Below are 12,191 nucleotides of genomic sequence, written 5' to 3'. Positions count from 1 at the left end.
AGGCCGATGCCGCCTCCCGGGCCCGGGCTGCTCAGTCCCTGACCCCGGAGAGTGCGAGCGGCAGGTGCCGGGGCCCGCGCAGGACGGGGCTGCGCCGGTACTCGGGCGGGTCCTGGAGCAGCCGGGGGCCGTCCAGGCGGTGGATGAGCGCGGTGAGCGCGAGCTGCGCCTCGACCCTGGCGAGCGGTGCGCCGAAGCAGCTGTGCACGCCGCTGCCGAAGCCGAGGTGCTGGTTGTCCGGGCGGGTCGGGTCGAAGCGGTCGGGCTCGTGGAACCGGAGAGGGTCCCGGTTGGCGGCGGCGAGCACCAGGATCAGCGGCGCGCCCTTGGGGACGGTGACCCCGGCGACCTCGATGTCGGTGAGCGCGGTGCGCTGCGGCAACAGCTGGACCGGGGGTTCGTAGCGCAGCAGCTCCTCCACCGCGCGCGGCATCAACTCCGGCTTGTCGCGCAGCAGTTCCAGGCTCTCGGGGTGGCGCAGCAGGGTGAGCGCGCCGTTGGTGATCAGGTTGACGGTTGTCTCGTGCCCGGCGATGAGCAGCAGGACCGCGGTGGCCATCAGTTCCGTCTGGGTGAAGCCGCCCGACGGGCCGGGGTCGTTGACGAAGGCGGAGAGCAGGTCGTCGGACGGCTTGCCCCGGCGGCTCTCGGCGAGCTCGCCGAGGTACAGCCCCATCTCCATCCGGGCCTGCGTGGCCGCCTGCTGGCGCTCGGACGGATCGCTGTCGGGAGTGGGGTCGAAGCCCGCGATCAGCGTCTCGGACCAGGCGTGGAACCGCGGCTCGTCCTCGCGCGGCACGCCGAGCAGCCGGCAGATGACGGTGACCGGCAGCGGGTAGGCGAAGTCCTCGACCAGGTCGATCCGGTCGCGGCCCCGGAGGCCGTCGACCAGTTCCCCGGTGATCCGCGCGATCTCGTCGTGCATGGCGTCGACCCGGTCGGGCGCGTGGGGCGGGCCGAAGGGCCGCATGGCGATGCTGCGCAGCCGTTCGTGCTCGGGGTCGTCCCGGCCGATGAAGGCGACCGGGACGCTGCCCTGCAGCTCGTCCGGGACGGTGCGGTTGCGGCGGTCCGAGCTGATCCTCGGGTCGTGCAGCAGCGCGGCGACCTCGTGGTAGGTGCCGACCAGGTAGCTGCCGTCGTCCTGGCGGGCCACACCGTGGTCGCGGAGCTCGGCGTACAGGGGGTAGGGGTCGGCGCGGTTGGCGTAGTCGGTGATCCGGCGGAACAGGGTGTCGGCGGCGGCCATGCGCGGTGGCTCCTCGGGGGTGGCGGCGGTGGTGGTCCTCGACGGGCGGTGGCGGCGGTGGTGGTGGTCCTCGACGGGTGGCGGGGCCCGGTGGGCGTGCGCCCGTCGAGTGGTGGCGGGTGGGCTCAGCCGCCCCAGCGCCGCAGGGTCAGCCGCCGGTCGGGCAGGTGGCCGGTGAGGGCGACGGTCGGGCCGTGCGAGAGCACCTTCGGGTCGGGCACGTCGGACGGGACCGGGATGCGGGAGGCGGGCGGCTCCACGCCGTCCCAGTCGGGCGGGAACGGCGCGGCGGCCTCGATCAGCCGCTGGTAGTGCTCCAGCCACTTGGCCCGGTTCACGCTGACGGCGGCCGTGATCCGGCCCCGGTACCCGTAGACCGCGACGAGCCGTCGCTCCTCGACCGAGCCCTGGGCGAGGACCACGTGGTCGGAGAAGGTGGGCACGCCGACGGACTTGATGTTGAGCCCGAACTGGCTGGACCAGAAGGACGGCACGCTCAGGTGCGGCCGCCGTTGCGGCCCCGGGCTGACCATGTTGTGCGCCGCCACCTCGGCCTGCGCGACCGCGTTGCCCCAGTGTTCGAGGGAGAGCAGCTGGTACTCGAAGAGGGGGTGCGGGAAGCGGGCGACGTCGCCCGCGACGAAGACGTCGTCGGTGACGATCCCGTACATGTTGAAGGCGCGGCAGCCCGCGTCGCAGGCCACCCCGCGCGGACCGGCGGCGAGACCCGACTCGGCCAGCCATTCGGTGTTGCGGACGGCGCCCAGGGCGACCACGGCGACGTCCGCCTCGATCCGGCTGCCGTCGGAGAGCTCGGCGCCGGTGAGCCGGCCTGCTTGGCCGGTCAGCGCGGAGACGGTCACCCCGCAGCGCAGGTCGACCCCGTGGGCGAGCTGGACCTTGGCCGCGAGGGCGCCGAAGGCCCCGCCGAGGGCCCCGACCAGCGGGGCGGGGCCACGCTCGGCGACGGTCACCGCCAGGCCGCGCTCCCGGCAGGCGGAGGCGATCTCGGAGCCGGTGAACCCGGCGCCGATCACCAGCACCCGCTTCGGGCCGGCGTCCAGCCGCTCGGCCAGGCCGGCCGCGTCCTCGGCGGTGCGCAGGGTGAACACCCCGTCGAGTGCGGCCTGCTCGGCCTTCGGCCAGGGCCTGGCCCGGGTGCCGGTGGCGATCAGCAGCCGGTCGTAGGGCAGCTGCTCGCCGTTCGCGAGCAGGACCTGCTTGCCGTCCCCGTCCACACCGGTGGCGCGGACGCCGAGTTTCCACTGCGCGCCCACGTCGCGGCGCCGGGGCAGCGCGGTCTCCTCGGCGCGCACCCGCCCGAGCAGCACCTGCTTGGACAGGGGCGGCCGGTCGTACGGGGGGAGGCGTTCCTCGCCGACCACGGTCAGCTGCCCGGCGAAGCCCTCGTCCCGTAGCGTCTCGGCGGCGCGCAGACCGGCCAGCGAGGCGCCGACGATGACGATCCGGCCGTTCTTGAGGTCATCGGACATCGGACCGGTCCTCCTCCTCGACCAGGATGGCCTGCACCGGGCAGGCCGCGACGGCCCGCCGGACGCGGTCACGCTGGTCCTCGGGGGCCTGCGGGGTGTAGAGCAGGGCCTCCTCCCCGTGCAGCTCGAACACTCGGGGAGCGAGGAACGCGCACTGCGCGTAGCCCTGGCAGCGGTTGAGGTCGACGACGATCTTCACGGTCTCTCCTCCCGGGCACGTCTGTGTCCGTCCTACCGCCGCCGGAGCGGCCGCGCGCCCGGTGCTGCTCCGTGGGAGCGGTCGCGGAGAGTGGCCGCCGAGGAACGCCGGGGGCCAGGAAGCCTGCTGGCCGTGCTAGTTCGGCGACTCCAGCCCGAGGGTCCAGCGGTGGGTGGTGTAGCCGCCCATCCGGGTCGGGTGGCGCTCCACGAGCGTCACGGCCAGGCCGTCGGCCGTGCGGCGCAGCGTGCCGGTGAACCGGTGCAGGTCGTCGCCGGACAGCGGGAGCAGTTCGGCGAGCACGGTGGCGTCGAGGTCGCGCCCGACGGCGCGCAGCACCCCCGCGTCCAGCACCAGGACGGTGCCGTCGGCCAGCACCACCGGCGCGGGGGCCTGCGGGTCGGCGAGCAGCGGGCCGCTCTCGATGCCCCCGCCGGGCAGCAGCCGCACCACCCGGCTCCCGGTCGGCCGGCGGCGGTCGGTCTCGACGACGCGCAGGCCGTCGCCGACCACGTAGTGGCCGTAGCTGCGCCAGGAGTCGACCAGGGTGGCGTCCCGGTCGTAGGCCCAGGTGTCGAAGGTGCCGTAGCCCTCCAGGCCGAGCACGAAGCGGCCGTCGCCCAGGGCCGTGCCGCGCTCGCCGCGCAGTTCGGCGACCAGGGCGCCGTCGTCGAGGTCCAGCAGCAGGGCCGGGCCGAGGTGTCCCCAGGCGGTGTACTCGAAGGAGTCGGTGGTGACCAGCGCCCGGCCGCCGGAGAGGTGGGCCGCGTTCGGGCGCCCCGCACAGGGGCGGCGCCAGCGGACCAGGCCTTCGGCGTCGACACAGCTGATCTCGCCGTTCCGGCCGTACAGCGCCAGGTCGCCGCGGCGGGCCAGCGGCCCCTCCGGGCGCCCCTGGGGCCGCCCGCCGCTGCGCCGGTGGTGGTTCTGGACGGTGACACGCCAACTCCCCATGATCCGGATGCTAACGGACCCCGCCGGGCCGCGGAGGGCGTTTGCGGAGGGTGCCCGGACGGCCGGGACGGCGGACAATCTCCCCAGGCGCAGAGGAGGAGGCCGCGGTGGAGTTCGAGGTGTTGATCGAGACCCCGCAGGGGTCGCGGAACAAGTACGTGATGGACTTCGCGGCGGGCCGGATCCGCCTCGACCGCACCCTGTTCACCGCCACCCGCTACCCCGTGGACTACGGCTACGTCGAGGGCACCCTCGGCGGCGACGCGGAGCCGCTGGACGCGCTGGTTCTCGGCGGCGAGCCGGCCGTGCCGGGGTGCGTGATCACCTGCCGGGCGGTCGGCATGTGGGTGATGCGGGACGAACGCGGGCCGGACCAGAAGGTGCTGTGCGTCCCCGCCCACGACCCGCGCTACGGCGACCTGCGGGACATCGGCGACCTGCGCGAGTTCGACCTGCTGGAGATCACCCACTTCTTCCAGGTCTACAAGGACCTGGAGCGCGGCAAGTCGGTCGAGGGCTCGCACTGGGCGGACCGGGAGGCCGCGTACGCGCAGATCGCCGAGTCCCGGGCGCGCGCGGCGGGGACGCGCGTCGCCCGGCCGGGGTATCCGGGCCCCCGCGCGGGCCCCGGGGGGGCGCGCGGGGGCCTCCGGCGTGTCCGGCGTTTGAGGCTTCAATCATCAGTGGAATTTTGCCATTGGCAAAGATTGCCTTATAACTAAGGCATGATCGAGGCCCGTCACCTGCGCGTCCTGCGTGCTGTCGCCCGCACCGGCTCCTTCTCCGCCGCCGCTCGCGAGCTGGGCTGTACGCAGCCCGCCATCAGCCAGCAGATGAAGGCCCTGGAGAAGTCGGTGGACACCCCGCTGGTGGTCCGCTGCGGCCGGGGCATGCAGCTCAGCGAGGCGGGGCGGGTGCTGCTCAAGCACGCCACCGGGATCCTGGCCGGGCTCTCCGCCGCCGAGGAGGAGATCGCCGCGATCGCCGGGCTGCGGGCCGGCCGGGTGCGACTGGTCTCCTTCCCGACCGCGAGCTCCACCCTGGTGCCGCCCGCGGTCGCCCGGCTGCGGGACAGCCATCCGGGGGTGCGCGTGTCGCTGGTCGAGGCGGAGCCGCCGGAGTCGCTGGCGATGCTGCGCGGCGGCGAGTGCGAGATCGCGCTGGCCTTCCGCTACCCGCAGTCCGACGGCGGCGCCGCGCTGCCGGCGCCCGCGCACGGGACGCCGCGCGAGGCGCGGGCCGAGGCCAACCTGGAGGCGCAGCAGCTGAGTGCCGGCTCCGACTGGTCCGATCTGGTGGTCACCCCGCTGCTGGACGACCCGCTGGTGGGCCTGCTGCCCGCCGCGCACCGGCTGGCGGGGCGCGGCAGGCCGGTGGAGCTGGCCGAGCTGGCGGGGGAGCAGTGGATCGCGGGCTGCCCGCAGTGCCGGGGGCACCTGGTGGAGCTGTGCGCGGCGGCGGGCTTCGAGCCCCGGATCGACTTCGCGACCGACGACTATCCGGCGGTGGTCGGCCTGGTGGCGGCCGGACTGGGGGTGGCGGTGCTGCCCCGGCTGGCGCTGCAGTCGGTGCGCCCGGACGGGGTGTCGACGGTGCCGGTGCGGACGGCCGCGGGGGCGCCGGCGGTGCGGCAGGTGGTCGCGCTGACCCTGCCGGATCTGGCCGAGGTGCCGGCCGTGGCGCTGATGCTGGAGCGGCTGGCGGGGTCGGCCGGGCGCTGACCTCTGGGGCCTGAGCGTTCTGGACCGGGCTTGAACAGTCCGAAACGCCGCGAGGAAACGTTTCTTCACGGCGCGCCGTGGAGGCGGGGTTAGCGCCGCGCGATCGCCGGCGGGGTCAGCGGGACCTCCACCAGCCGGTGCCGCGAACGCCCCAGCATCTCCTCGCGCTCGTCCTCGGTCATCCCGCCCCAGACGCCGTACGGCTCGCGGACCGCCAGCGCGTGCGCCGCGCACTCGGTGATCACCGGGCAGCGCATGCAGACCTCCTTGGCGCTGGCCTCGCGTGAACTCCGCGCGGCCCCGCGTTCGCCCTCGGGGTGGAAGAAGAGCGAACTGTCCACGCCACGGCAGGCTGCGGAGAGCTGCCAGTCCCAGAGGTCCGCGTTGGGACCTGGGAGGCGGGAGAAATCTGCCATGGCTCATTCCCTTCAGAGGCTCGTCGGCCGTGGGCCGGCGCTCAGCGGACTGCTGCTGGGCGGCGCGGCGGGCGTCGATGCACTGGTGTGGACACCTGGAAATATGACTTACGGCAACTCCATGGACAAGTCACCCACAGAGTGGCACAACAGTCAATGACCATACGAAAGCTATAAAAACGGGCAAAGTGGGCAAGGGGCTCGGCGGGCGCGGGCGTGGCATTCGGGTGGCCGACGGGCGCGCGACACTCCGCACCGGTGTGCGGGTCGTGCGCCCACCGCGCGCGAGCTGGGCAAAAGTGCGGCGTGTGCACCGCGATGCGGCTGATCGGTAATGGGTTGGCCACGTACAGTGGTGGAGATGGCCCCGAAGGCCGTAACTCATTCGAGTGACGGTCGTTGGAAGTGCGGAGGCGGTTAGCGGGCGCCGGACGTCGGGAACGATCGCGGGGAATTTGAGGCGATCAGCACGGACTCTGTCGCCGATCGGCCGTGTCGGAGAGGTTCGTACCAGCCAGGAGGCTCAACGTGACGCGGATCAGCTGCGGAGGACGACGGTCATGACTTCCGTTCTCGTTTGCGACGATTCCCCGCTCGCCCGCGAGGCGCTTCGCCGCGCGGTCGCGACCGTACCCGGTGTGGACCGGGTCACCACCGCGACGAACGGGGAGGAGGTCCTCCGCCGCTGGGTGGCCGACCGCTCCGATCTCGTTCTGATGGACGTCCGGATGCCCGGCCTCGGCGGGGTCGAGACGGTCCGGCGGCTGCTGTCCGCCGATCCGGGCGCGCGGATCATCATGCTCACCGTCGCCGAGGACCTCGACGGGGTCGCGCTCGCGGTGGCCGCGGGCGCCCGCGGGTACCTGCACAAGGACGCCTCGCGCGCCGAACTGCGGGCCACCGTCACCCAGGCCCTCGCCGACCCGACCTGGCGGCTCGCCCCGCGCCGGCTGCGCAGCCCCGACATGGGCGCGGCGCCCACGTTGACGGCGCGTGAGATCCAGGTGCTGGAGGGCATGAGCCACGGCCGCAGCAACGCCGAGATCGGCCGCGAGCTGTTCCTGTCCGAGGACACCGTCAAGACCCACGCCCGACGGCTGTTCAAGAAGCTCGGGGCCTCCGACCGCGCGCACGCGGTGGCGCTGGGTTTCCGCTGGGGCCTGGTCCGCTGACCGCCGGTGGCGCCGCCGGCTGCGGCGCGCCGCCGACGGTTCCCGGGACGGACGCCGTCCGGGCGTGTGACGTTACGGTCCCGAGGTTGCACCATGGAGTAGTGGAGCACCTCGGGGACCAGCGGACAGGCACTGCGGCGAACCACACGGCCGCAGCACATTCGGCGGACGGCGCGAAGGACGGGACCACCGACGGCGGCGGGGCGGGAGGCGGCACGGTGCAGGAGGGGCCGGTGGTGCGCGGCGGCACGCCGTACGGCACCGCAGCGCATAACGTTCCGGTGCACAACTCCGGACGCGGTGCCGCGTTTTCCCGCGCGACCAGGCACCATGGACCGATGCGTGACGACGTCGCCGGTGCGGCCGGCCAGGCGGACCCGGTGGAGGCCGAGCCCTCCGGCCCGGGTGGCGATCCGTCGTACGCCGACCCCGGCGGCCCCGGCGCGGTGCCCGGCCCCGGTCGACCGCCGGTGCTCGGCGCGGGCGGCTCCCCGCTGGTGGGCGAGCTCGTCGCGGCCGCCGTCCGCGGTGAGGGCCCGGCCATCGACGCCCTGCTCGCCTACGTCCATCCGCTGGCGCTGCGCTACTGCCGCGGCCGGCTCGTGCGGCTGCCCGGCGGCGCCCGGCACCACGTGGACGACGTCGCGCAGGAGGTCTGCGTCGCGGTGCTGTGCGCGCTGCCCCGGTACAAGGACCAGGGGCGGCCGTTCGAGGCCTTCGTCTACGGCATCGCCGCGCACAAGATCGCCGATCTGCAGCGGGCCGCGATGCGCGGGCCCGGCTCGACGGTCGTCCCGCAGGACGACCTGCCGGAGGTGCCGGACGAGGCGCTCGGCCCGGAGGAGCAGGCGCTGCTGAGCAGCGACGCGGCCTGGGCCAAGGAACTGCTCTCCAACCTGCCGGCCCGTCAGCGCGAACTGGTGCTGCTGCGGGTGGCCGCCGGGCTCTCGGCAGAGGAGACCGGCGAGGTGCTGGGGATGTCCCCGGGCGCCGTCCGGGTGGCGCAGCACCGGGCGCTCAGCCGGCTGCGGGCGCTCGCGGAGGAGTCCTCCTAGGTCCTGACTGGCAAGATCGGCCGGACCTAAGTCCTGACCGGCCGGAATGAGCCACGGGGGGCCGGTGTTGTCAAGGGCACACGAGGACACATTCGCCGTGCCAGTACCATGGGGTATCGGCGCCTGGGCGGGTTGCCAAAGTTTCGCGGGTGCGCGCGGGGTTCCCCTGGAGGTTCCTCCAAAACCACCCGGCTTCGGCGGTCTGCTGCGAGTGAGCGATGAACGCGCCCCACCCTCAGGGCGTGAGCGGAATAGGCCGGCCACGGAAGGTACCCCCCAAATGTCTTACAACGCCGCAGGCGTACCCGAGAAGTTCGCCATGCTCGGGCTCACGTTCGATGACGTCCTGCTGCTGCCCGGGGCTTCCGCGGTGCTGCCGAACCAGGTCGACACCTCCTCGCGGGTCTCCCGGAACGTGCGCGTCAACATCCCGCTGCTCTCCGCCGCGATGGACAAGGTCACCGAGGCGCGGATGGCGATCTCGATGGCCCGCCAGGGCGGCGTCGGCGTGCTGCACCGCAACCTGTCGGTCGAGGACCAGGCCAACCAGGTCGACCTGGTGAAGCGCTCCGAGTCCGGCATGGTCACCGACCCGATCACGGTCGGCCCGAACACCACGCTGGCCGAGGCCGACGCGCTGTGCGCCAAGTTCCGCATCTCCGGCGTGCCGATCGCGGACGAGGCCGGCAAGCTGCTCGGCATCGTCACCAACCGTGACATGGCCTTCGAGTCGGACCGCAGCCGCCAGGTCCGCGAGATCATGACCCCGATGCCGCTGATCACCGGCAAGGTCGGCATCTCCGGGGTGGACGCGATGGCGCTGCTGCGCCGCCACAAGATCGAGAAGCTGCCGCTGGTCGACGACGAGGGCCGGATCAAGGGCCTGATCACCGTCAAGGACTTCGTCAAGGCCGAGCAGTACCCGAACGCCGCCAAGGACGCCGAGGGTCGTCTGCTGGTCGGTGCCGCCGTCGGTGCCAGCGCCGAGGCGTTCGACCGGGCCCAGGCCCTGGTCGAGGCCGGTGCGGACTTCCTGGTCGTGGACACCTCGCACGGCCACAGCCACAACGCGCTGGCCTGGATCGGGAAGATCAAGTCGGCCGTCGGGATCGACGTGGTCGGCGGCAACGTGGCCACCCGTGACGGCGCCCAGGCGCTGATCGACGCCGGCGTGGACGGCGTCAAGGTCGGCGTCGGCCCCGGCTCCATCTGCACCACCCGCGTGGTCGCCGGCATCGGCGTCCCGCAGATCACCGCCATCTACGAGGCCGCGGTGGCCTGCCAGGCGGCCGGCGTGCCGGTCATCGGCGACGGCGGCCTGCAGTACTCCGGCGACATCGGCAAGGCGCTGGCCGCCGGCGCCGACACCGTGATGCTGGGCTCGCTGCTGGCCGGCTGCGAGGAGTCCCCGGGTGAGCTGATGTTCATCAACGGCAAGCAGTTCAAGTCCTACCGCGGCATGGGCTCGCTGGGCGCGATGCAGTCCCGCGGCCAGGGCCGCTCGTACTCCAAGGACCGCTACTTCCAGGCCGAGGTGGCCTCGGACGACAAGCTCGTCCCCGAGGGCATCGAGGGCCAGGTGCCCTACCGCGGCCCGCTGTCGGCCGTGCTGCACCAGCTGGTCGGCGGCCTGCGCCAGACCATGGGCTACGTCGGCGCCGCCACCATCGCCGAGATGGAGAGCAAGGGCCGCTTCGTCCGGATCACCTCGGCGGGCCTCAAGGAGAGCCACCCGCACGACATCCAGATGACCGTCGAGGCGCCGAACTACTCCAACCGCTGAGTCCGCGCTTCCCAAGGGCCCGTCGCCGCACCGCGGCGCCGGGCCCTTCGGCGCGCCCGGGGGCGGGCCCCGCGCCCCGGAGGCGAGCGCGCGAGGCAACCGGGGTGCGGGATACTGGGGGCGGCCGGGGTGACCCGGCGGGCATGAGCAACAAACCAGAAGGGCTCGAAGTGACTGAGATCGAGATCGGGCGAGGCAAGCGCGGCCGACGGGCGTACTCCTTCGACGACATCGCCGTCGTCCCCAGCCGCCGTACCCGGGACCCGAAGGAGGTCTCGATCGCCTGGCAGATCGACGCCTACCGCTTCGAGCTGCCGTTCCTGGCCGCCCCGATGGACAGCGTGGTCTCGCCGCAGCAGGCCATCGCCATCGGCCGCCTCGGCGGCCTCGGCGTGCTGAACCTCGAAGGCCTCTGGACCCGCTACGAGGACCCGCAGCCGCTGCTCGACGAGATCGCCACGATCACCGACGAGGCCGCCGCGACCCGCCGCCTCCAGGAGATCTACGCCGCGCCGATCCGCGCCGAGCTGATCAAGCAGCGGATCCAGGAGGTCCGCGACTCCGGTGTGGTCACCGCCGCCGCGCTCTCGCCGCAGCGCACCGCCGAGTTCTCCAAGGCCGTCGTGGACGCCGGCGTCGACGTCTTCGTCATCCGCGGCACCACCGTCTCGGCCGAGCACGTGTCCAGCGGCGCGGAGCCGCTCAACCTCAAGCAGTTCATCTACGAGCTGGACGTCCCGGTGATCGTCGGCGGCTGCGCCACGTACACCGCGGCCCTGCACCTGATGCGCACCGGCGCGGCCGGCGTGCTGGTCGGCTTCGGCGGCGGCGCCGCCCACACCACCCGGGGCGTCCTCGGCATCCAGGTGCCGATGGCCACCGCCGTCGCCGACGTGGCCGCCGCCCGCCGGGACTACATGGACGAGTCCGGCGGCCGCTACGTGCACGTGATCGCGGACGGCGGCGTCGGCTACAGCGGCGACATCCCGAAGGCCGTCGCCTGCGGCGCCGACGCGGTGATGATCGGTGCCGCGCTGGCCCGCGCCACCGACGCGCCCGGCAAGGGCTTCCACTGGGGCATGGAGGCCGTCCACGAGGAGCTGCCGCGCGGCAAGCGGGTGGACCTCGGCACCGTCGGCACCACCGAGGAGATCCTGACCGGTCCCTCGCACACCCCCGACGGCACCATGAACCTGTTCGGCGCGCTGCGCCGCGCGATGGCCACCACCGGCTACACCGAGCTCAAGGAGTTCCAGCGGGTCGAGGTGACCGTCAACCCGGCGCTCAACCACCGCTGAGACGCGTCGTGGTGAAGGCCCCCGTCGGTTCCGCCGGCGGGGGCCTCGGGCTGTCCGGACCGGCGTCAGCCGCGGTTGGCGGTGCGGCGGGTGAGGAGGAAGCCGCCGACCAGGGCGATGCCGTAGAAGGCGAGGTCGAGCGCGCGCAGCTCGGCGCGCCAGTGCGCCAGGGCGTCGTGCGGCAGGCCGCGCGGGCCGGGGCCGGCCGCGTGCACCCGGCGGAGCTGGCCGGTCAGCTGGCCGAGCAGCAGCGCGCAGGCCGCGAGCAGCGCGCCGAGCAGCGGCAGCACCCGGCTGCGGCCGCCGAGCCGGCCGAGCGGTAAGGCGACCAGGGCGGCGAGGGCGATGGCCAGCCAGCCGAGGCTGTCCGCGGCCCGGGCCGGCGCGCAGCCGTAGGCCAGGCCGCCGAGCAGCATGGCGAGGACGGCGAGGGCGACCGCCAGGGCGGTGCGGCGGCGCGGGCCCGTCCGGTGGGAGCGGACGGTGGGGACGTATCCGGCCACCGGGACACCGGGCATACCGGGCGCGACGTAGCCCTCGGGGGAATCCAGGGTGGGTGTGACCGAGTAGTGCTGGGCGGTGCGCGGCCGGCCCGACTGGCCGTCAGCGCCCGGTGCGGGTGCGGTCATGGGCGTCGGATCCCCCCGGAAAGACGATGAGCTGCCGAACGGTAGCAGCGCCCCGGCCAGATCTTGGCGAGTTTTCGATCACAGATCGGGCACGGAGCGCCGCACCCCTTACGGTATTCCCCGGTTCCGGGGGGGGGGTCGGGGGGTCCCGGGCCCCGGGGACAGGGGTTGTTTGTGTATTTGGGGGTGGGGGCTGGGGGCGGGGCGAAACGCCGTCACCCA

Annotated in this window: 11 protein-coding genes and 1 pseudogene; 6 read left to right on the top strand and 6 right to left on the bottom strand. The window is 73.6% G+C overall.

Going from position 1 to position 12,191, the window contains the following annotated elements; all coding sequences use genetic code 11:
* Positions 1–31: 31 nt before the first annotated feature.
* The 4 genes from ACFV6I_RS03390 to ACFV6I_RS03375 all read right to left on the bottom strand — a co-directional run bounded on the left by ACFV6I_RS03390 (position 32) and on the right by ACFV6I_RS03375 (position 3,895).
* The gene (locus tag ACFV6I_RS03390; RefSeq protein WP_380423424.1) at positions 32–1,249 is read right to left on the bottom strand and encodes a cytochrome P450; all 1,218 of its coding nucleotides are present in this window, start codon (positions 1,247–1,249) and stop codon (positions 32–34) included.
* Between the two features lie 125 nt (positions 1,250–1,374).
* Positions 1,375–2,742: an NAD(P)/FAD-dependent oxidoreductase gene (locus ACFV6I_RS03385; RefSeq protein WP_380423423.1), complete on the bottom strand. Its 1,368-nt coding sequence runs from the start codon at positions 2,740–2,742 to the stop codon at positions 1,375–1,377.
* Positions 2,732–2,941 (bottom strand): ferredoxin, encoded by a 210-nt coding sequence (locus tag ACFV6I_RS03380; RefSeq protein ID WP_063350495.1) that lies wholly within the window; start codon positions 2,939–2,941, stop codon positions 2,732–2,734. Before ACFV6I_RS03380 ends, ACFV6I_RS03385 begins: the two co-directional genes overlap by 11 nt.
* Before the next feature lie 135 nt (positions 2,942–3,076).
* Positions 3,077–3,895 (bottom strand): hypothetical protein, encoded by an 819-nt coding sequence (locus tag ACFV6I_RS03375; RefSeq protein WP_063350496.1) that lies wholly within the window; start codon positions 3,893–3,895, stop codon positions 3,077–3,079.
* Between the two features lie 107 nt (positions 3,896–4,002).
* On the opposite strand from ACFV6I_RS03375, the pseudogene ACFV6I_RS03370 reads away from it, so the two are divergent.
* Together ACFV6I_RS03370 and ACFV6I_RS03365 are read left to right on the top strand one after the other, a co-directional pair.
* Positions 4,003–4,476: pseudogene (locus tag ACFV6I_RS03370) on the top strand (inorganic diphosphatase); the annotation flags it as partial.
* 144 nt (positions 4,477–4,620) lie between these two features.
* Complete coding sequence (locus ACFV6I_RS03365; protein WP_063348996.1) at positions 4,621–5,616, top strand: LysR family transcriptional regulator; 996 nt, start codon at positions 4,621–4,623, stop codon at positions 5,614–5,616.
* Positions 5,617–5,705: 89 nt separating this feature from the next.
* On the opposite strand, the gene ACFV6I_RS03360 is transcribed toward ACFV6I_RS03365, so the two are convergent.
* Positions 5,706–6,032 carry a WhiB family transcriptional regulator gene (locus tag ACFV6I_RS03360; protein WP_063348997.1) on the bottom strand — a complete coding sequence of 109 codons (327 nt, stop codon included), beginning with the start codon at positions 6,030–6,032 and terminating at the stop codon, positions 5,706–5,708.
* A gap of 560 nt (positions 6,033–6,592) precedes the next feature.
* On the opposite strand from ACFV6I_RS03360, the gene ACFV6I_RS03355 reads away from it, so the two are divergent.
* From ACFV6I_RS03355 to ACFV6I_RS03340, 4 genes are all read left to right on the top strand, one after another.
* The gene (locus ACFV6I_RS03355; protein WP_014136228.1) at positions 6,593–7,204 is read left to right on the top strand and encodes a response regulator transcription factor; all 612 of its coding nucleotides are present in this window, start codon (positions 6,593–6,595) and stop codon (positions 7,202–7,204) included.
* A 338-nt stretch (positions 7,205–7,542) separates the two neighbouring features.
* The gene (gene shbA, locus ACFV6I_RS03350; protein ID WP_079135824.1) at positions 7,543–8,259 is read left to right on the top strand and encodes an RNA polymerase sigma factor ShbA; all 717 of its coding nucleotides are present in this window, start codon (positions 7,543–7,545) and stop codon (positions 8,257–8,259) included.
* A 280-nt stretch (positions 8,260–8,539) separates the two neighbouring features.
* Complete coding sequence (gene guaB / locus ACFV6I_RS03345; RefSeq protein WP_063348998.1) at positions 8,540–10,042, top strand: IMP dehydrogenase; 1,503 nt, start codon at positions 8,540–8,542, stop codon at positions 10,040–10,042.
* A gap of 170 nt (positions 10,043–10,212) precedes the next feature.
* Entirely contained in the window at positions 10,213–11,340 is a 1,128-nt protein-coding gene (locus ACFV6I_RS03340) for a GuaB3 family IMP dehydrogenase-related protein (RefSeq protein WP_063348999.1), read from the top strand.
* 65 nt (positions 11,341–11,405) lie between these two features.
* Here ACFV6I_RS03340 and ACFV6I_RS03335 read toward each other — a convergent pair whose 3' ends face one another.
* A complete protein-coding gene (locus tag ACFV6I_RS03335) occupies positions 11,406–11,969 on the bottom strand; it encodes a hypothetical protein (protein WP_063349000.1) in 564 nt (187 codons plus the stop codon).
* Positions 11,970–12,191: the final 222 nt, after the last annotated feature.

Source organism: Kitasatospora sp. NPDC059803, from assembly GCF_042732255.1.
Lineage (GTDB): Bacteria > Actinomycetota > Actinomycetes > Streptomycetales > Streptomycetaceae > Kitasatospora.
Note: the sequence above shows the minus strand (reverse complement) of the source record. Positions and strands in the feature narration are given on the sequence as shown.

Coding starts and splice junctions, on each gene's coding strand:
- ACFV6I_RS03390 (WP_380423424.1), bottom strand. CDS start 1,249: ATGGCCGCCGCCGACACCCTGTTCCGCCGGATCACCGACTACGCCAAC.
- ACFV6I_RS03385 (WP_380423423.1), bottom strand. CDS start 2,742: ATGTCCGATGACCTCAAGAACGGCCGGATCGTCATCGTCGGCGCCTCG.
- ACFV6I_RS03375 (WP_063350496.1), bottom strand. CDS start 3,895: ATGGGGAGTTGGCGTGTCACCGTCCAGAACCACCACCGGCGCAGCGGC.
- ACFV6I_RS03365 (WP_063348996.1), top strand. CDS start 4,621: ATGATCGAGGCCCGTCACCTGCGCGTCCTGCGTGCTGTCGCCCGCACC.
- ACFV6I_RS03360 (WP_063348997.1), bottom strand. CDS start 6,032: ATGGCAGATTTCTCCCGCCTCCCAGGTCCCAACGCGGACCTCTGGGAC.
- ACFV6I_RS03355 (WP_014136228.1), top strand. CDS start 6,593: ATGACTTCCGTTCTCGTTTGCGACGATTCCCCGCTCGCCCGCGAGGCG.
- shbA (WP_079135824.1), top strand. CDS start 7,543: ATGCGTGACGACGTCGCCGGTGCGGCCGGCCAGGCGGACCCGGTGGAG.
- guaB (WP_063348998.1), top strand. CDS start 8,540: ATGTCTTACAACGCCGCAGGCGTACCCGAGAAGTTCGCCATGCTCGGG.
- ACFV6I_RS03335 (WP_063349000.1), bottom strand. CDS start 11,969: ATGACCGCACCCGCACCGGGCGCTGACGGCCAGTCGGGCCGGCCGCGC.